General features: G+C 70.7%; 23 protein-coding genes. 12 read left to right on the forward strand and 11 right to left on the reverse strand.

What is annotated here, in order from left to right; genetic code table 11:
- Positions 1–79: 79 nt before the first annotated feature.
- Positions 80–343, reverse strand: coding sequence for a hypothetical protein (locus tag EAO79_RS19025; protein ID WP_164486907.1), 264 nt, complete (start codon positions 341–343; stop codon positions 80–82).
- A 151-nt stretch (positions 344–494) separates the two neighbouring features.
- Here EAO79_RS19025 and EAO79_RS06115 point away from each other — a divergent pair, with 151 nt between their 5' ends.
- Positions 495–1,052: a GNAT family N-acetyltransferase gene (locus tag EAO79_RS06115; protein ID WP_124768380.1), complete on the forward strand. Its 558-nt coding sequence runs from the start codon at positions 495–497 to the stop codon at positions 1,050–1,052.
- A 22-nt stretch (positions 1,053–1,074) separates the two neighbouring features.
- Here EAO79_RS06115 and EAO79_RS06120 read toward each other — a convergent pair whose 3' ends face one another.
- Both EAO79_RS06120 and EAO79_RS06125 read right to left on the reverse strand, forming a co-directional pair.
- Entirely contained in the window at positions 1,075–1,932 is an 858-nt protein-coding gene (locus EAO79_RS06120; protein WP_124768381.1) for an SDR family oxidoreductase, read from the reverse strand.
- An 11-nt stretch (positions 1,933–1,943) separates the two neighbouring features.
- A complete protein-coding gene (locus EAO79_RS06125; protein ID WP_124768382.1) occupies positions 1,944–2,171 on the reverse strand; it encodes an RNA-binding S4 domain-containing protein in 228 nt (75 codons plus the stop codon).
- Between the two features lie 100 nt (positions 2,172–2,271).
- Here EAO79_RS06125 and EAO79_RS19030 point away from each other — a divergent pair, with 100 nt between their 5' ends.
- The 8 genes from EAO79_RS19030 (at position 2,272) to EAO79_RS06160 (ending at position 8,162) form a co-directional block, all read left to right on the forward strand.
- Positions 2,272–2,418: a hypothetical protein gene (locus tag EAO79_RS19030; protein WP_157579891.1), complete on the forward strand. Its 147-nt coding sequence runs from the start codon at positions 2,272–2,274 to the stop codon at positions 2,416–2,418.
- A gap of 120 nt (positions 2,419–2,538) precedes the next feature.
- A complete protein-coding gene (locus EAO79_RS06130; protein WP_124768383.1) occupies positions 2,539–3,735 on the forward strand; it encodes a M20/M25/M40 family metallo-hydrolase in 1,197 nt (398 codons plus the stop codon).
- Positions 3,732–4,628, forward strand: a complete 897-nt coding sequence (locus EAO79_RS06135) for an oxidoreductase (protein ID WP_124768384.1) — start codon at positions 3,732–3,734, stop codon at positions 4,626–4,628. The genes EAO79_RS06130 and EAO79_RS06135 overlap by 4 nt, the downstream gene beginning before the upstream one ends.
- A gap of 45 nt (positions 4,629–4,673) precedes the next feature.
- Positions 4,674–5,834 (forward strand): hypothetical protein, encoded by a 1,161-nt coding sequence (locus EAO79_RS06140; protein WP_124768385.1) that lies wholly within the window; start codon positions 4,674–4,676, stop codon positions 5,832–5,834.
- Positions 5,835–5,850: 16 nt separating this feature from the next.
- Positions 5,851–6,420: a hypothetical protein gene (locus EAO79_RS06145; RefSeq protein WP_124768386.1), complete on the forward strand. Its 570-nt coding sequence runs from the start codon at positions 5,851–5,853 to the stop codon at positions 6,418–6,420.
- Between the two features lie 45 nt (positions 6,421–6,465).
- Positions 6,466–6,981, forward strand: coding sequence for an ASCH domain-containing protein (locus EAO79_RS06150; RefSeq protein ID WP_206428293.1), 516 nt, complete (start codon positions 6,466–6,468; stop codon positions 6,979–6,981).
- A gap of 36 nt (positions 6,982–7,017) precedes the next feature.
- Positions 7,018–7,503, forward strand: coding sequence for an NUDIX domain-containing protein (locus tag EAO79_RS06155; RefSeq protein ID WP_241160999.1), 486 nt, complete (start codon positions 7,018–7,020; stop codon positions 7,501–7,503).
- Positions 7,500–8,162 carry an HAD-IA family hydrolase gene (locus EAO79_RS06160; RefSeq protein WP_124768387.1) on the forward strand — a complete coding sequence of 221 codons (663 nt, stop codon included), beginning with the start codon at positions 7,500–7,502 and terminating at the stop codon, positions 8,160–8,162. Before EAO79_RS06155 ends, EAO79_RS06160 begins: the two co-directional genes overlap by 4 nt.
- Here the strand turns inward: EAO79_RS06160 and EAO79_RS06165 are convergent.
- The 6 genes from EAO79_RS06165 to ykgO form a co-directional block, all read right to left on the reverse strand.
- Positions 8,112–9,785 (reverse strand): ATP-dependent DNA helicase RecQ, encoded by a 1,674-nt coding sequence (locus tag EAO79_RS06165; RefSeq protein WP_124768388.1) that lies wholly within the window; start codon positions 9,783–9,785, stop codon positions 8,112–8,114. The two genes, EAO79_RS06160 and EAO79_RS06165, sit on opposite strands and share 51 nt — an antisense overlap.
- A gap of 208 nt (positions 9,786–9,993) precedes the next feature.
- Complete coding sequence (locus EAO79_RS06170) at positions 9,994–10,803, reverse strand: trans-aconitate 2-methyltransferase (RefSeq protein ID WP_079704733.1); 810 nt, start codon at positions 10,801–10,803, stop codon at positions 9,994–9,996.
- A complete protein-coding gene (locus tag EAO79_RS06175; protein WP_124768389.1) occupies positions 10,800–11,597 on the reverse strand; it encodes an ABC transporter ATP-binding protein in 798 nt (265 codons plus the stop codon). The genes EAO79_RS06170 and EAO79_RS06175 overlap by 4 nt, the downstream gene beginning before the upstream one ends.
- Positions 11,594–12,598 (reverse strand): ABC transporter substrate-binding protein, encoded by a 1,005-nt coding sequence (locus tag EAO79_RS06180; protein WP_124768390.1) that lies wholly within the window; start codon positions 12,596–12,598, stop codon positions 11,594–11,596. Before EAO79_RS06180 ends, EAO79_RS06175 begins: the two co-directional genes overlap by 4 nt.
- 34 nt (positions 12,599–12,632) lie before the next feature.
- Positions 12,633–13,694: an iron ABC transporter permease gene (locus EAO79_RS06185; protein ID WP_241161000.1), complete on the reverse strand. Its 1,062-nt coding sequence runs from the start codon at positions 13,692–13,694 to the stop codon at positions 12,633–12,635.
- The gene (gene ykgO / locus EAO79_RS06190; protein WP_064295097.1) at positions 13,691–13,813 is read right to left on the reverse strand and encodes a type B 50S ribosomal protein L36; all 123 of its coding nucleotides are present in this window, start codon (positions 13,811–13,813) and stop codon (positions 13,691–13,693) included. Before ykgO ends, EAO79_RS06185 begins: the two co-directional genes overlap by 4 nt.
- 329 nt (positions 13,814–14,142) lie before the next feature.
- Between ykgO and EAO79_RS06195 the strand changes: the two genes are divergently transcribed.
- A complete protein-coding gene (locus EAO79_RS06195; protein ID WP_124768391.1) occupies positions 14,143–14,487 on the forward strand; it encodes a hypothetical protein in 345 nt (114 codons plus the stop codon).
- A gap of 19 nt (positions 14,488–14,506) precedes the next feature.
- On the opposite strand, the gene EAO79_RS06200 is transcribed toward EAO79_RS06195, so the two are convergent.
- Positions 14,507–15,409 carry a serine hydrolase gene (locus EAO79_RS06200; RefSeq protein ID WP_241161001.1) on the reverse strand — a complete coding sequence of 301 codons (903 nt, stop codon included), beginning with the start codon at positions 15,407–15,409 and terminating at the stop codon, positions 14,507–14,509.
- Positions 15,410–15,483: 74 nt separating this feature from the next.
- Here EAO79_RS06200 and EAO79_RS19370 point away from each other — a divergent pair, with 74 nt between their 5' ends.
- A complete protein-coding gene (locus tag EAO79_RS19370; RefSeq protein ID WP_159877177.1) occupies positions 15,484–15,954 on the forward strand; it encodes a hypothetical protein in 471 nt (156 codons plus the stop codon).
- Positions 15,854–16,342 (forward strand): TetR-like C-terminal domain-containing protein, encoded by a 489-nt coding sequence (locus tag EAO79_RS19455; protein ID WP_256386833.1) that lies wholly within the window; start codon positions 15,854–15,856, stop codon positions 16,340–16,342. The genes EAO79_RS19370 and EAO79_RS19455 overlap by 101 nt, the downstream gene beginning before the upstream one ends.
- On the opposite strand, the gene EAO79_RS06210 is transcribed toward EAO79_RS19455, so the two are convergent.
- Positions 16,301–16,873, reverse strand: a complete 573-nt coding sequence (locus EAO79_RS06210; protein ID WP_124768393.1) for an alpha/beta hydrolase — start codon at positions 16,871–16,873, stop codon at positions 16,301–16,303. The genes EAO79_RS19455 and EAO79_RS06210 overlap by 42 nt on opposite strands.
- Positions 16,874–16,931 lie beyond the last annotated feature (58 nt).

The raw sequence follows: 16,931 nt of genomic DNA on the forward strand, positions 1-16,931 counted from the left end.
GGTCGGGCTCGTCGCAGGCACGTTCACCATCCCATGGTCCCACTCCGGGCCGACATCGACGGGTGACCGCCGCGACCGCTCAGCGATGCGCGGACACCGGTGCTCGGCGTGCGTCGTCCGCACGATCGGCGTCGCGCAGCGTGGCGACGAACGCGCCGAGGGCGGCGCGGAGACGGTGGTGGAGAGGTGTGCGCCTCGTGCGCGCCCCATGCTCGCCCGAGGTGGCGTCGAGCAGGCGTTCCCGTCGCTCGCGCTCCCGCTCGAGGCGCTGCTGCAGCTCGCGTTCGACGAACCGTCGTGTCTCGCCGGTCATGGCGGAGCTGTGGGTCGCGCTGGTCAACATGGGTGCCTCCTCGTGCTCGGGCCGGTCGTCCGGCTCGAGTCCTCACGCTCCTCCCTGAGGGGGTCGCCCCACCTCGGGCACCTGCCCTATCTCGCGGGTCGATGCGAGCAAGCAACCTGAGGCGCCCGCCCAACCGTGAAGAATGGTGGGCATGACCGCACCGCATTCACCGACCGTGACCGATCGCCTGACGCTCGCCCGCCCGACGGAGCAGGACCTGGCCGGACTCCACGAGCTGCACGCGGATCCGGCGGTCTGGACGCACCTGCCGTCGGCTCGACACACCTCAATCGAGCAGACCCGTGAACTCGTCGAGCGGTACTCCGCAGGCTGGGACGCGAACGGACTCGACGTCTGGGTCGCTCGGGACACGGCGACCGGCGGACTCGTCGGCATCGGCGGCCCGAGTCTGCGCGGCGGCGTGGCGTGGAACCTCTACTTCCGCCTGGCACCGGCTGCCTGGGGCCGCGGGTACGCCCAGGAGCTCATCGCCGCAGCCCGGGCGGCGGTCACCGAGACCGGATCCGACCTCCCCGTCGTCGCCTTCCTCCTGGAGCACAACGAGGGGTCGCGGCGAGCCGCGGAGCATGCGGGCCTGGAAGTCGTCTGGCGCGGTCCCGACGCGGGCAACCCCGACCCGGGGGCGGTCCGTCTCGTGTTCGCCGATCGCCCCCTGAGTGCGGAGGCCTTGCGGGTCTTCCTGGCGTGACGGTGATCGCCGTCGCCGCTGGTCAGCCCGCGTTCGCGCGCAGGTAGGTCTCGAGGTCCATCGGCGGGACACCGGTGACGTCCTCGATCGCCGGACTGACCTCGGCCATCACACCACTGCCGATGGCCGTGTAGGTGCTGACCCAGGCGTCGACCTCCCAGTCGGGCGCACCGTAGGAGGCGCGGGACGCGTACGCCTCCTCGATGGTCTCGTCGTGGAAGGTGACCTCGCGGTCGCGTACCCGGCTGATCGTCGCGGCGACCTCGGCCATCGTGAGCGCCTCAGGGCCGGTGAGGTCGTAAGTGCGGCCCGCATGCGGCGCGGGGTCGACGAGGACTGCCGCCGCGGTCCGCGCGATGTCGGCGCGTGCCACGAAGGAGGCGCGACCGTCACCGGCCGGTCCACGGATGACGCCGTCCTCACCCACGAGGGCTTCCATGAAGTCGAGGTAGAAGCCGTCGCGGAGGAACGTCCACCGCATGCCCGACGCACGAATGTGCTCCTCGGTCGCGTGGTGGTCGCGCGCCAGGGTGAACACGGCATCCGGTGCCGCCGCAGCGAACGAGGTGTACACCAGGTGCTGCACGCCGGCAGCGGAGGCCGCATCGATGAACGACCGGTGCTGGTCGACCCGGTCGGCGCTCTCGGAGCCCGACACCATGAACAGGGTGTCGACGCCCTCGAGCGCCGCGCGGGCAGCGTCCTGGTCCGTGTAGCTGAACGGGTGCACGGTGCTCTGCGGGTGCTGCGGCGCCTTCGCCGGGGTGCGCACCAGCAGACGCTGCGGGGTCCCGCGAGCGGCGAGATCGTGCGCCACGAGGCCGCCGAGCACACCGGTCGATCCGGTGACGGCGATGGGTCGGGGGGTGCTCGGGTTCACGGGGGTTACTCTCAGGGGCGGACGCGGACGGCGCGTCCCTCGATCGAGACGACGTCGTCGATCTGGAGCTGGCGACCACGTCGGAGGTCGACCTCGCCGTTGACGCTCACCACGCCGTCTGCGATGGCCGCCTTCACGTCGCCGCCGGAGTCGAGCAGCCCGGCGAACTTCAGGAACTGCCCGAGTCGGATCGAGTCGCCGCCGATCGGGACGTCGGTGATGTGTGCCGGGTTCGTCATCCCCGAATGCTAACAAGGATGGGTTCGCTGGACTCGGGGACAGCATGTGGTTGTACCCTCAGCGGTACCGGGCCATCGTGGCTCGCAAAGGAGCAACACCATGGGCGAGAAGTCCGCACGGAAAGAAGGCGGCAAGACCGCACCCGCGAAGACGCTGAAGGAGAAGCGCACCGCGAAGGCCGACAAGAAGGCCGGCAATGCGCGTTCGGAGAACACCGACGCGGTCACGCGGGTCAAGAACCGCTAGTCCTGATCAGCGGCCCATCGTGGTCGGTGATGCGCTCAGGCGTCTGTCCCCTCACGGAGACGGGCGCCTGTTCTGGTCTTCAGGCGTCTCCGTGACGAGCCGTCCCGCTATCGTCGTGGCATGTCCGACCTCAGCCCCGGCGACGACGCGCTCGAGCTCGCCCGCCTGCTCATCTCGATCGACTCCGTCAGTCCGACCCTTGTCCCAGGGGCTCCCGGTGAAGGACGGATCGCGGCGGTGATCGCGCAGCGACTCGAGGGCGCCGGCTTCGTGGTCGACCTCGTTCCCGCGCCGGAGGATGCGCAGCGCGTCAGCGTCGTGGCCGTGCACGCGGGATCGCAGCCGGGTCCGACGGTCGTGTTCAACGGCCATCTCGACACCGTCGGGGTCGAGGGGATGGTCGACCCGTTCAACCCGCGGATCGCGGACGGCAAGCTCTTCGGGCGCGGCGCCAGCGACATGAAGTCCGGCCTGGCGGGGTTGATCGTCGCCGCGGAGCGACTCGCCGCGGCGGACCATCCCGGCACGGTCGTCTTCACCGGTGTCGCTGATGAGGAGGACGCGAGCGTGGGGGCCGCTGCCGTCCTCCGACACCTCGCCGATCGTGGTGTGACGGCGGACGTGTGCCTCATCGCCGAGCCCACCTGGTTGGATCGGGTGTCGGCGCACCGGGGGTACGCGGTCGTCGAGGTGACGCTGCAGGGGACGGCCGCGCACTCGTCACAGCCCGGTCTGGCCGTCGATGCGATCCGCGCTCTCGGCGCCCTGCTGCAGGAGGTGGAGCGGGCCGACGACGAGCTCCATCGGCGACCGACGCACCCGTTGCTCGACCACGGTTCGTTCACCACGACGGTTGCCAGGGCAGGGAGTGCTCCGTTCACGATCGCCGCCGACGCGACCCTCGCCATCGAGCGACGCACCATGCCGGGAGAACGCGCTGAGGACGCCCTGGTCGAGGTCCAGGCGATGCTCGACGCGGTCGCCGCCCGGATGCCTGGTCTCCGCACGGGCGCACGGCTGACCCATCAGCGCGAGGCCTGGGAGGCCGACGAGCAGGGGCCGGCTGCGCGGTTCGCCGACATCCTCGCCGCCGAACTCTCCCGGGACGCCGAGGCCGTACCGGCGGCGGTCGGGGCGCCGTACTGGATGGAGTCGGCGCTCTGGCAGGCGGCGGGGATCCCGACCGTCGTCTGCGGCCCAGCGGGTGGCGGACTGCACGCCGCCGAGGAATGGGTCGACCTCGACCAGCTCCGCCGGTTCCCGGAGGCGGTCATCGCCGCGACGATCGACTCGCTGTCCGAATCGAGCGAGGCATGACGCCCGGTGGGCCCGACCGCATCGCGGTGATCGGGCCGGGCGCGATCGGAACCGTGGTCGCCGCAGCGCTCCATGAACAGGGACGGACGCCGTTCATCGCTGGGCGGTCGAAGCGGCCGGAGCTCCAGCTCCAGGTCGACGACGAGACGGTGACGGTCCCCGGGCCGGTCTACACCGATCCGGCGGAGTCTCCGGGCACCGCGGACCTCGTCTTCCTGGCGGTCAAGGCGACCCAGACGGCTGCCGCTGCGGACTGGCTCGCCGCGCTGTGCGGCCCGGAGACGGTCGTGTGCGTCCTGCAGAACGGCGTCGAGCAACGCGAGATGGTGGAGCCACTCGTCCGAGCGGGAACGGTCGTCCCCGCGGTCGTGTGGTTCCCTGCCACCCGCGAGCCCGGCGGCCCGGTCACCCTGCTGAGCCCGCCGCGCCTGTCCCTGCCGGAGGAACCGGGTGCCGCCGTGGTGGCGGACGTGCTGCGCGGCTCCCGCTGCACCGTCGAGGTCTCGACCGACTTCACGACCCTCGCCTGGCGGAAGCTGCTGCAGAACGCCACCGCCGGACTCATGGCGTTGACCGGACGCCGATCCGGCATGTACCGGCGCGACGACATCGGCAACTTGATGCTCGGCTACCTCGAGGAGTGCGCGGCCGTCGCGCGCGCGGAGGGTGCGCGGTTGACCGACGACGAACCTCGACGGCTCCTCGACCAGTTCCGAGCCGCCCCGGTCGACCGCGGGACGTCGATCCTCGCCGACCGCGAACAGGGGCAACCGCTCGAATGGGATGTCCGCAACGCGGTGATCCAACGGCGGGGGAGCGTGCACGGCATCCCCACGCCGATCAGCGACGTCATCGTGCCCCTGCTCGCCGCGGCGAGCGATGGACCCGGCTGAACCGCCGGCGGTGGTGGGATCGAGCGCTTCGATAAGGTCGAAAGCATGCTTCGTCTGATCGCCTTCGCGGCTCTCGGTGCTCTGCTCGGCGGCGTCATCGTGATCACCGTCGGTCCGCCCGACGTCGGGTACGCAGTCGCCGGTGTCGCACTCCCCGTCTTCATCATGACCTCAGTGCTCACGCTCGTGGCCCGGTCGGTGGGTAACGCCGTCGGTGCTTCGCCTCAGGCCGTCCAGCAGGCCAAGGACGCTCGTCGGCTCGGGGTCGCCCGCGTCGATGCGCTCCGTCAGACCGGCACCCAGATCAACGACCAGCCGCTGTGCGAACTCGACCTGACCGTCCAGCCGCTTCACGGAGCGGCGTTCGCGAGCACGATGCGCACCGTCGTCCCGCTGACCGCCATCCCGATGTTCCAGCCGGGCACCGAGCGCGATGTCGCGATCCTGCTCGACGGCGGCCCCGAGGTCGCCTTCATCGACGCCGGCGAGCTCGCTCCGGCGGAGCGTTCACGGTTGCGCGTGCCGGCTCGCGCGTCCGTCCCGTTCCTCCCCGTCGAGCCGCACCGGCGCATCGTCGACGGACGGCGACGCGGACCGTTGCTCGGCGTCGGCCGGGCCGGTCGTCCCGGCCGCTTCGCCCTGTTCGCGATCGTCGCCATCGCGGCAGCGGCCATCGTGGTCGTGCCGTACCACCAGTCCGTCGCACAGGCGATCGCTGCCCTCGAGGACGGACGCCTCCGACCCGACCTCCGTCGCCCGGGGGCGCTCGCGGAGGCGCAGCGCGCGCTCCAGGAAGCGATCGGTCATGACCGTGTGGTGTCGATCACGGTCGCCGCCGATTTCGTCATCGTCCAGGCGCCGCTCACCGTGGGGGACACGAAGACCGACCGGTGGGAGTACCGGTATGGCCAGGTCACCAACGACGGCGCGGCGAGCATCCAACCCGAATCGGCGGCCGAGCAGTTCTCCTGGTCGGACGTCGCGCTCGACCGCGTCTGGGCGTTGATGCAGGACGGCGCAGAGCAGGTCGGCCTGCCCGTGGGTGACGCGCTCGCATACGTCGTCCGGTCGACCGACACCGACGTCGACAGCCCCACGTTCGCCCGTTCGGCCGGACCGCCGCAGATCACCTTCAGTGTCGGGGACGACTACGGTTCCACCTCGTTCGTCGCCGATGCGGACGGCTCGGGCCTCACCGCGCGGTGAGCGGCATACTGTCCTCATGAACGGTGCACCGCAGTCCTTCCCGCCACTCGTCGTCGGCTCCGACTCGGTGCGTACGGAGCGGGTGACCCGCCCGGCGTTCGTCTTCACCCTGATCGGAGCGGCACTGATCCCGGTGCTCGGGATGCTCCTCGCCGTGCTGACCACGACGTCCGGCGGATTCGCCCTCGGCATGCTGTCCGGACTGTCCTTCAGCGTCATCTCCTGGCTCATGCTGTTCGCGGTGGTGCAGTTCGCGACGGTCCGTGGAGCGCAGTCAGTGGCTCGTACGGTACTGACGCTCGACGCCGACGGCCTTCGTGGGAGCATCCCGCAAGGAGAGGTCTTCCTCCCGTGGGGAGCGATCGAGCGCATCTCGGTACGCTCACGCGGCAAGTGGCGGATCCTGACCTTCCACCTCGTCCCCGGTCTGACCGCGCAGTCTCCGGGCGTCTCGACGACCCTCCCGCCGAGGTCCTTCGCCGCGCTCGGCAAGCTCGGTTTCCAGGTCGGCGAAGTGGCGATCGACACACCCGTCGACACCGTCCTCGCCGCGACGAACGCGTTCACCGGCGGCCGTCTGCGCTGAGCCATGGTCGACGGGTCTGTCGGATGGTCTGGCACGATCGGATGTATGGACTCCGCACACGCCGCCAGCCCGGTCGCCGCCCCCGACGTCGATGCCGCGAGGACGATGTGGCAGGCGTATGCCGAGCATCGCGGCGGCGCGGCACTGGACGACGCCGACTACACGGTCGAGCACTTCGGCGACACGGCCGGGCTGGCCGACGAACTGCTCGACATCGTCCTGACCGGGCGGAAGCGGGCCACCGCCGAACTCGTCTCGGAGTTCGCGCACCGCGGGGACCCGCTCCCGCGGATCGGGTCCCACTGGATCGCGTGCGACAGCACCGGTGCTCCGCGGATCATCATCCGCAGCGTCGCGCTCCGCATCGGTCCGTTCACGAGTGCCGACGCCGCGTTCGCGTTCGCCGAAGGTGAGGACGACCGCACGCTCGAGAGCTGGCAGCGCGAACACCGACGCTACTGGGAGCGGACCAGCGCGGCCCGGGGCGCGGTGTGGTCGGAGTCTGAGGACATCGTCTTCGAGCACTTCGCCGTGGTGTGGCCGCCGGAGCACGCCGACTGACACGTTCCGGTCAGACCGGTTCCGTAGACTCCCCGCATGCCGATGTCCGACTACGTCGCCTCGATCCGCGCCCACATCGGGACCGGGTTCCTCATGCTCCCCGGGGTCACGGCGGTGATCAGGGACGGGGACCGGTTCCTCCTCGGTCGCCATCGCCACTCCGGCCTCTGGAGTCTGATCGGCGGCGGTGTCGAGCCGGGTGAGGAGCCCGCCGACGCGTTGCTCCGCGAGGTCCTCGAGGAGACCGGCGCCCGGGTCCGCATCCGCGGGATCGTCGGGGTGTACGGCGGCGAACCGATGATGGTGCGGTACCCGAACGGCGACCACGTCGGGTACGTGACCACCGCCTACGACTGCGAGCTCCTCAGCGAGGCGACCGCGGACCCCGAGGAGCTCCTCGAACTCGGCTGGTTCGCGCGTGACGAGATCCCGACGCTGTCGCGACGCGACTGGATCGATCGCGTCATCGGCGACGCCCCTGGACATGAGTCGGCGGGTAGCGAGGAACGGGTCGGGTCGTGATCAGCGTCGTCCTGTTCGACCTCGACGGCGTGATCCGACACTTCGATCCGGCACGGGTGTCCGACATCGAGGTCAGGTACGGGCTGCAGCCCGGGGCGCTCGCCGGGATCGCCTTCGCGCCACCGCTGATCGACGAGGTCACCACCGGCCGGATCACGAGAGCCGAATGGGTCAGCCGGATCGGACACCTCGTCGGTGACCGGGCCGCGGCTGAGGAATGGGGTGCTCAGAGGTGGTCGGTCGACGACGCGCTGCTGGAGCTGTCCAACGAGATCCGAACCGCGGGCTTGACGACGGCGGTGCTCACGAACGGCACGGACACCATCGCCGCTGAGTTGGCGACGTCCGGCATCGCCGACCACTTCGACGCGATCTTCAACTCGGCGGACATCGGCTTCGCGAAACCCGACGTCCGAGCGTTCCAACATGTGCTCGATGCACTGGAGGTGCGGGGCGAGGACGTGTTCTTCACCGATGACTCGGCAGCGAAGCTCGCCGGAGCAGCACGCCTGTCGATGTCCACGCACCGGTTCACGACGGTCGACGACCTTCGGGGTCGCTTGCGCGCCGCGGGAGTGCCGGTTCGTGGTGCGCAGGCGCCCGAACGCTCAGGCCGAGGCGAGCTGGCGGGCCGTGAGGACACCGGTCTCGAGGGCTGAGAGCGCCACGACCTTGTAGCCCTCCGCGTCGAAGAAGATGGTGACGCGGTCGGGCTCGACGCCCATCACGGTGCCTGGACCGAACTCCTCGTGGTGCACCGCCTGCTCGACGTGCAAGGGGGAGGCGTCGCTGGCGCTGTCCGTCCGGGCGTGCTGCTGTGCCCGCTCCTGCTCCTGATGCGCTTCGTGCCGTTCGCAGCCGTCGCAGTTCCCGCACCACTCCGGGGCCTCGACGCCGAAGTACTCGAGCAGGACGCGCCGGCGGCAGTGGGAGGTCTCGGCATAGGTGCGCATCATCGCCAGCCGCGACTCCGCGATGCGTTCCCGCGACGCGAGCGTCTCGCGGACGGCGGCGACGGCTCGCTTGGGACCGACCTCCTGGACGGCCCGGACGCCGTCCACCGTGTCGACCAGCCGTGCGTCGGCGAGGTCGTTGACGAGCCTCGTGACGCTCCGTCGCGGCTGGTTGACCTTCGTCGCGAGCTCGCCGACCGACAGGCCGGGCGTCGAACGGACGGCCCGCCAGACGGCGCGCAGTGCGGATTCCGACACCGAACGCTTGGTGAAGAAACGACGGAGACCGAGATCCTCCGCGCGGTAGTGGAGCGCGGTGGTGGCCGGTTCGCCGTCCCGCCCCGCGCGACCGACCTCCTGGTAGTAGGCGTCGAGCGATTCGGAGGTCGTGGCGTGCAGGACGAAGCGGACGTCTGCGCGGTCGATCCCCATGCCGAACGCCGAGGTGGCGACGACGACGTCGAGCTCGCCGGCGCGCCAGCGGTCGTGGACGGCGCGACGCTCCTTCGACGATAGGCCCGCGTGGTAGGCGGCCACCTGTCGTCCGTCGGCGGCGATCTCCTCCGCATATCGGGTCGTCTCGGCTCTCGTGGCCACGTAGACCAACCCGGGTGCGGTCCAGCTGCGGGCCTCGTCGACGACCGCGGCCCGTTTCTCCGCTTCGCTCTCGTGGCGGCGCACGAGGAGCCGGATCTCCGGTCGGTCGACGCCGTGGACCTGGACGTCCGGGTCGTGCATGCGCAACCGTTCGATGATCTCCGAGCGGACGGGCCCGGAGGCGGTGGCCGTCATGGCGAGGACGGGCGGGTCGCCGAGGTCGTGACGGACGTCGGCCAAGCGGAGGTAGTCGGGTCGGAAATCGGTCCCCCACGAGGACACGCAGTGCGCTTCGTCGACGACCATCAGGGACACGCCGGCCGCCCGGAGTCGAGCGACGGTCTCCTCGTTCGCGAGCTGCTCCGGAGCCAGCAGCACGTAGACCGGGCCGCCCTGGTCGATGAGGTCCCATGCCGCGGCGACGGCGGCCGTCCCGAGCGAGGCGTTGAGCGCGACGGCCGGCGGTGCGTCCGGTGCGTCGGCGATCGAGGCGATCTGGTCGGCCTGCAGGGCGACCAGCGGTGAGATCACCAGGGTCACACCGCCGCGCTGGGCGCCGGCGACCTGGTAGACGGCCGACTTCCCGCCGCCGGTGGCGAGGACCAGGAGCGTGTCCCGGCCGGCGACGGCCGACTGGATCGCCTCGCGCTGTCCCGGCAGGAACGTGTCCCACCCGAACTCCTCGCGGGCGATGCGGGCGAGGGAAGCGGCGGACGAGCGAGAAGAACCCATGTCGGCGACGCTACCTCCGCGCACCGACGCGCAGTTGACTCTTGACGACCGTGCCTGGCTCTGCAACAGCGATCCGTCGAACGCTGTCGGTGGCCTCGTCTACCGTGGGGACCGGTCGACGTCGCATCCTGAGCAGACAGTCCTCGGGCCTCACCGGTGAGGCTTGAGCGAGACATCTTCGCGACGTCGGCCCACCCCGGCGTGGCGATCAGTGCGGCATGATGCCGTAGAGCACGTGGTCGTCGAGGTACTGCCAGACGGTCCCGGTCTCGCTGAACCCCGCGCTACGGAGCGTCTCGAGGTGGAAGCCGAGGGTGACCTTCGGCGGAGCCTGGTGGATCGACTCGCCCCAGACCTCGTCGCGTCGGCGGAGCGCGTCGGCGTAGCGCGGCGTGGCCGCAACCGCGTCCCACCAGTCGTCCCACGTGTCGGTGTCGCCTGAGAAGGTCTCCTGCTGCATCGCTTCGTCGTCGGCGCGGGCGATCCCGGCCAGGGTCGGTTCGTGGTGTCCGCCGTACAAGAGGTGATCGCCGTTCAGGACGATGCCGCCCGGCCGGATGAGTGCGGGCAGCGCCCGGTAAACCTCCACGAGCTCGGCGGGCTGCAACCAGTGCAGCGCGGTCGACGAGACCACGGCGTCGAATGGTCCGTCGCCGATCTGCGGATGCGTGATCCAGTCGCTCAGGGACAGGTCGACCTCGGCGATCGAGAGCCGCGGGTCAGCGGTCGCGAGGTCGGCGGCGATGGCGAGGAGCGCGGGGTCCTTGTCCGCGACGACCGCCTGACCGTTCGGGACGGTCGCGAGGACGTGCTCGGCGAGGGAGCCCGTCCCGCCCGCGAGATCGAGGATGCGGGGCGCGGGCGAATCCGCGCAGATCGCCGCGACAACGCGCGCGATCGTGTCGAACCGCTCGGCTCGATGCCTGATGTAGCCGGTCTGCTGCGCATCCCAGCGCGATGCGAGGCTCCGAGCGGTCGCGAGCGTCGTCGCGTCGCCGGCTGAAGTGGATTCGGTCATGAGAACTCCTTGGTGTCGGGGTGGAGGTGTCGTTCGGGTGGCAGTGAGAATTCGAACCGCACCCGGCCGGCCGCGTCTTCGAGCCGCTGGGTGCTCACGTCGTAGACCCGGTCGATGAGGCCGGGATGCAGGACGTCGCGGGGCGGGCCTGCCCCGGCGACGCGGCCGTGGTGGAGGAGGACGAGGTGGTCGCAGACCCGTGCCGCGAGGTCGAGGTCGTGCAACACGACCACCACGGTGGGCGCGATCGTGCGCAGGAGTGCCACGACCTCCAGCCGATGTCTGAGGTCGAGGTGGTTCGTGGGTTCGTCGAGCAGGGCGTGCGGTGCGCGCTGCGCAAGCGCCCTGGCGAGTGCGACCCGCTGGAGCTCGCCGCCGGACAGGGTGGCCAGGCGGTCGAACGCGCGAGGGGTCAGCCCGACCGTGTCGATCGCACCGGCCACCTGCTCATCGTGCGCGGTGCCGCCGGCGCGCAGCACCCCTCGCTCGGCGAGACCACCCAACGACACCTCGTCGACGACGCGCAGCCCCGGGTCAGGGTCGATGCGTTGGCCGACCTCGGCGACCGTTCGGGCGATCCACCGTCGGCGCCGCGTACGGATGTCCTGACCGTCGACGGTGATGCGTCCGCTCACGACCGGGACGGCCCGCACGAGCGCGCGCAGCAGTGTCGTCTTCCCGCCGCCGTTCGGCCCGACGATGCCGGTCACGCTGCCGGTCGGCGCGGTGAAGGAGACGGCGTCGAGCAGCGTTCGGCCGCCGGAGCGGACGGTCACCGCCGCGGCTTCGATCATCCCAGGCCGTCCAGGAGTCGGGCGAGCTCGCCGGGCCCCCGGACCGAAAGCACGCTCGGCGGATCCGTGTACGGGAAGCGGAGGGCCACGACTCGGTCTTCGCGGACAGCACGCAGTCCGGAGACGCCCGGCGTGTTCAGGAAGGTGTCGATCGTGCCCTGCGGGTCGCCGCTCGAGTACAGCAGCACGATCGTGCCGGGATCGCGGGAGATGATGTCCTCCACGCTGGCATCGAAGACCCGCTGATCCGAGTCCGCGTACACGTTGGTGAGACCTGCGGCCGCGAAGACCGGGGTGACCATGCTCGGGCCGCCGTATGGTGACAGCACGGCGCCGCCGGACGAGACGTAGAGTGCCGCGGCCGTCCCCGCAGCGGGAGCAGATGACTGCACCGTCGCCTTCGCCGCGGCGATGGCTTGCTCCGCTTGGTCGCCAGCTCCGAGCAGACTTCCGAGTGACCGGACCTCGTTCCAGACCCGGTCGAAGGTCGCGGTCGTGCTGAGCTCCGGGTCCGGGTTCGAGCAGTACGCGGTGGGGGAGTAGACGGGGATTCCACTCGCCGCCAGGGCGTTGCGGTCCACGGCGTTCTCAGGGGCGATGACCAGATCAGGTGACGCGCCGAGGATGCTCTCCTGGGAGACGACCGAACCACCCGTCGCATTCTGCTCGGCGGTGAGCGGCGACAGGGCGTCGAGCGCGTCGTACGTGGCGTCCGCATACAGTCCGGGTTGCGGGGTCGCGGTGATGGCGACGATCCGGTCGACGGCTCCCAGCGCCTCCAGGTTGGGAAGCTCGTCGTCGTTCACGAGCACGATGCGTCGGGCGGGTGCGTCCAACGTGATCGTCGAACCGCAGTTCTCGATGGTGACCGGGAAGCCGGCGTCGCTCGGAGCGGGCGACGTCTCGGCGGCGGTGGTGGCCGTGCAGCCGCTCAGCAGGCCGAGCGCGAGCACGGGGACGGTCGCGGCGAGGAGCGCTCGCCGGAAACGGGGTGTGGTCATCGGTGTCTTCCGTTCTGATGGATGGGTGGGGAGCTCATGCGTCAGACCGGGCGCCTTGGCCCTGCCGGAGGAGCACGAGGAGGAACGGGGCGCCGAGGATCCCGGTGATCACGCCGACCGGGATCTCCTGCGGGGCGAACGCGGTTCGGGCGATGGTGTCGGCGACGACCAGGACGATGCCGCCGAGCAGGGCGGCGACCGGGATCACCCCCCGGTGGCGTCCGCCGACGAGTCTGCGCGCGAGATGCGGGATCACGAGACCGATGAAGCCGACCCCGCCGACGGCCGCGACCGTCACGCCGACCATCGCCGAGACGCCGACCATCAGTCCGATCCGAGCTCGCTCGGGATCGATCCCGACCGATCTGGCCGAGTCGTCGCCCGATGCGAGCGCGTCGGTCCACGGTGCGAGGACGATGAGGGCGCCGAGACCGATGGTCGCCGAGACGGCTGCGGCGAGGAGCGCGACCGGCTGCACCGACGCCAGCGACCCCAGGAGCCAGAACAGCACGGAGCGCGCCGCCTCCGGTGCGTCGCTGGAGAAGACGAGGAAGCTCGTGGTGGCGTTCAGTGCGTATCCGACAGCGAGCCCGGCGAGGACCAGCCGCAGGGGCCCGCGGCGGTTCGCGACCCCGGCGAGCAGAACGACCAGCACCACCGCACCGATGGCCCCGGCCAGGGCGGCACCGGCGACCAGGAGTGCGCCGCCACCGCCGATGACGAGCACGACGAGGGCGACACCCGTCGAAGCGCCAGAGTTGAGCCCGAGCAGGTACGGGTCTGCGAGCGCATTGCGGACGAGGGCCTGCAGCATGACTCCGGCGACGGCGAGCACGGCGCCGGCGACGAGCCCCATGGCCACCCGCGGCGCTCTCGTGATCCAGACGATCTGATCGACCGAGTCCGGCCAGGGGCCGGGCGCGGCCCCGACGAGGTGCCGGGTGAGCACGCCGAGGACCGTCGCCGGGTCGATGGGGACTGGGCCGATCGCCACGGCGACCAGGATCGTCGCCACGGCGAGCAGGACCAGGCCGACGGTCATCGCCGCGTCATGCCGGCGGCCACGCCGGATGGACGCGACGACGACCTCGCTCAACCCTGACGCGCCTTGAAGCGCGGGTTGAGCTTGTTGATGACGAACACGCGACCGCGTCGACGCACCACTTGTGCGCCCGGCATCTTCTTGAGCGACTTCAACGAGTTCCGGACCTTCATGAACGCAGCCTCCGTATTGATAATGGTTATCAATACCATAGCGCGAGCAACGAACCGCTGTCACATCGGGCGGCCGCTCAGAGGTGTGCTCGCCCGGCAGTGGGCGTGGTGCGCGGAACGACGGTGCCGCGGCCACGACCGCGATCACGACCGCGATCACGACGATGATCGCCGTCGACCACGGTGCTGGTCCGCATGAGGCGTGGGTGGGTGATGCGGTGGGGTTCGGATCCCGTGCGCCGCGGGTGGTCCCGGCGCTGGTATCTTACGGATGGCGCCGACACCATCGGGGTATGACTCCGGATGCGGTGACGAGTGACGAGGTATCGATGCGAACGGTCGGCGTACTGGACAGCGACGCTCGCGCCCGCGCGTCTGCCGTGTCGTGGCTCGAATCCCACGCGCCTGATCTGCAGGTGACGATCGCGGCGTCGTCCTGGGGCGAGATGCTCACGGACGACCGCTTCCCGCCGAGCGCGGTCGTCTTATGCCCGCGAGCAGGGGACCGCGTCGACATCGCGTACAAGGCGCGTGTCTGCCGCATCCTCGACATCGATGTGGTCGTGCTCTCCGACGCTCCGCAGCAGGAGATCCGGTCGGGGCACCGGAGCGTCGGCGCCACGTTCGTCTCGACCGTCGAAGCGGCGGCGGGAGTGCTCCGCGCAGGAAGCTGACCCGCGCCGGCGGCCGTGATCAGCCCGCGGTGTCGGTGAGGAGCGAGGACACGGAGGCCGCGATGCGGTCGGCACCCTCATGGTCCTCGGCCGTGATGGTGACCACGGCGTCGCCGGCGAAGACGACGAGCTGCCCATAGGCACCGTGGAGTCGCCAGGCCGCGCCCGGACCATCCCATCCCGCGAGCGCATACCGCTCGTAGCCGATGCCGGTTCCGGACGGCACCCAGTCGGCGTGCATGGCGTCGATCCACTCCGGTGACAGGAGTTGTTCGCCTGCCCACCGGCCGTGGTCGCGGATGAGTCGTCCGATTCGCGCGAGTTCCGCGGTGCGGAGCTGCAGCCCTCCGCCGGACGCGATGAATCCGCGGGGGCACCGCTCCCAGGGCGCTTCGTGGATGCCGAGCGGTGCGAGGAGTCGCTGCTCGAGGTAGTCGCCGACGTCGCCGACCCGGGTCTCGACCGCGCGCATCGCCGTGTAGGTGCTGGCGTTCGAGTACTGGAAGACGCGACCACGGGACGGCCTGCTCAGGAACTCGAGGGTCAGGTCCGGCCAGTCGGACAGCAGGGTCGGCGACCAGGGGAGGTCGACGCCGCTCGTCATGTTCAACAGGCGCCGGAGGGTGACGTCGGCGGTGCCCTCGCCGAAGTCGGCTTCCGGGAACACGGCGCCCAGTGTGGTGTCCATCGCGATGAGTCCGTCGTCGATGGCGAGGCCGGCGGCGAGCACACACACGCCCTTCGCCGCGGAGTGGATGTCCTCACGGACGTCCTCGGTCCAGCGATGCTCAGCCTCGTCGTCACCGGCGAGCACGTGCAGGCCGTGCGCGCCGAAGCCCTGCTCGGCGACCTGCTGGACGATGCGATCGCGGAGGAGGGCTGCTCGGGTGGTGTCGGCTCGGATCAGGTCGGATCTGGTCACCGGTCCAGTCTGCCCGACGGTCGTCCCCGGCACCTACGCTGGAGACCTTGGTCCATTCGGGGAGGGATCGCATCATGCGTCGGACAATGCTCGGCCTCATCGGCATCGTCCTCGCCTGCGCGCTCGCAGGCTGTGGATCGTTGCAGATCAGGCCGGACTACGACACCACGAAGTCGGAGGCGCTCTCGCTCCGTGCCGAGTTCGAGGCGACGCTGCCTGCCGACAGCGCGTCGACGGGGGTCGAGGACGACGTCGACATCCAGTGCACCGGTGGCGCCGCGCAGTTCAACGGGATCCTGACGGTCAGCGTCGCAGCGGACTTCGACCGTGCCGCCTGGTTGGACGATGCGGCCGCCATGTACGCCGGACGCGCGGGATGGAAGGTGGAGAAGAAGGTGGCTGCGGATGGATCGTCAGACGCCACTCGGGCCGTGGCGTTCACGTCTGACGACGGGTTCTACCTGCGTCTCGGGGAGTTCGCCGACGCGCCCGAGGTGGGCCCGGTCATCGTGTTGTCCGCCTCGGGGCCCTGCAGCGTCCGCTGATCACGTCCGAGCGCCGGTCGCACGCTGCGCTCGCCGGCGCAGGCCTTCGCCCGCCTTCCAGAGCTCCCCGATCACCCGGGCGCTTCCGGGGCTCGTGTCCGACCTCGAGGCGGATCCGGCGTTGCGCGAGGTCTTCCGCCGCGACTACTTCGAGGCTCGCCGGGCGACCTCGCGAGCGGTGCTCGAGCACGCGGTCGAGCGTGGCGACATCCAGGACGGTCTCGACATGGAACTCACACTCGACCTCCTGGCGGCCCCCCTCTACTACCGTGCCTTCTTCGGGCACCAGCCGATCGACGACGGCCTGGCAGAACGGACCGTGCTGAGTGTCCTGAACGGCGTCGCGTCAGTCGACTGGCAGCGCCACCACCGAGCGCGGCCCGCCTGAGATCCTCCCGACCCCCGCGCTGAACGCGGTCAGCAGTCGTCGGCCCTCCGGCCAGGCGCCGAGTCCACTCGCGGAGTTCACGTGACCCTGGCGCCCGATGCCGACCCGAAGCACGCCCCACACGGTGGCGAACTCGGCCGCGCGCGCCTCGGAGCAGTACGGGTCATCCTCGCTGGTCACGAGGAGTACGGGGACGGGCGGCCGGACGTCGAGACCCTCGGCGAACGCTGCTGCGACCGTCGGGAACCGCGGTCCGTCAGGGTCGGGTGCGGCGACGAGGAACAGCCCGGCGACCCGAGCGGGGTTCGCCGCCGCCCAGCGGACGGCCAGCAGGCACGAGAGGCTGTGCGCGACCAGGATCGCCGGCTCGCCTGCCACCGCTCGGTCGAGGGCGGCGGACCAGTCGTCGAGCTCCGGTTCGTCCCAGGAGGACGGCGCGAACCGTCGGATCGCGGGCGTCTCGCGCTCCCAACGGGATTGCCAGTGGGCGTCGTCGGATCCACCGATCCCGGGCATGGTGATGATCGACATGGGATTCCTTCGTCGTGGTCGGGCGATCTGCCCTCAGCGTGCCAGTCGAGCCCTCGGT

Origin of the sequence: Plantibacter sp. PA-3-X8 (assembly GCF_003856975.1) — a bacterium.
Taxonomy (GTDB): Bacteria; Actinomycetota; Actinomycetes; order Actinomycetales; family Microbacteriaceae; genus Plantibacter; species Plantibacter auratus.